Here is a 715-nt window from a genome sequence, read left to right as displayed (position 1 = left end):
ATCACCTCGCCGACGCTTATCGCAGATTAGCACGCCCTTCATCGCCTCTGACTGCCAGGGCATCCACCGTGTACGCTTAGTCGCTTAACCTCACAACCCGAAGATGTTTCTTTCGATTCATCATCGACTTGCGATAATTTGAGAGACTCGAACACACCGTATTTTCCTTTCTTATTACGGAGAAAGGAAACAGTGTGTCGTTTCAATTTTCAGCTTGATCCAGATTTTTAAAGAGCAAAAACTTCGCAGTACACCTTTTCAGGTACACTCTGAAGTTTATTTTAAGCAGTAAAGTGATGGTGGAGCTATGCGGGATCGAACCGCAGACCTCCTGCGTGCAAGGCAGGCGCTCTCCCAGCTGAGCTATAACCCCATCGCAAAGACTAAATCTCATCAACCTTAATTTTTGTTGAGGCAAGGCGTGGTGACACGAAGCATACTCAAGTATGTGAGTGTCGCCGCAACGCAGCATCAGCAGAAATTTGGTAGGCCTGAGTGGACTTGAACCACCGACCTCACCCTTATCAGGGGTGCGCTCTAACCACCTGAGCTACAAGCCTGCAGAGATTTTTTTACTGCTTATTTTTCATCAGACAATCTGTGTGGACACTACAAAGGCAGGTTCTTTAAGGTAAGGAGGTGATCCAACCGCAGGTTCCCCTACGGTTACCTTGTTACGACTTCACCCCAGTCATGAATCACAAAGTGGTAAGCG

General features: G+C 47.4%; 2 tRNA genes and 2 rRNA genes. All 4 read right to left on the bottom strand.

Going from position 1 to position 715, the window contains the following annotated elements:
* Positions 1–90, bottom strand: a 23S ribosomal RNA gene (locus tag MUU47_RS00265); the annotation flags it as partial.
* Between the two features lie 207 nt (positions 91–297).
* Positions 298–373 (bottom strand) — tRNA-Ala (locus tag MUU47_RS00260).
* A 110-nt stretch (positions 374–483) separates the two neighbouring features.
* Positions 484–560, bottom strand: a tRNA-Ile gene (locus tag MUU47_RS00255).
* A gap of 72 nt (positions 561–632) precedes the next feature.
* A 16S ribosomal RNA gene (locus MUU47_RS00250) occupies positions 633–715 on the bottom strand; the annotation flags it as partial.

It is taken from the genome of Scandinavium hiltneri, from assembly GCF_024764835.1.
Taxonomy (GTDB): domain Bacteria; phylum Pseudomonadota; class Gammaproteobacteria; order Enterobacterales; family Enterobacteriaceae; genus Scandinavium; species Scandinavium hiltneri.
This window is presented reverse-complemented; position numbering and strand designations above follow the sequence as displayed.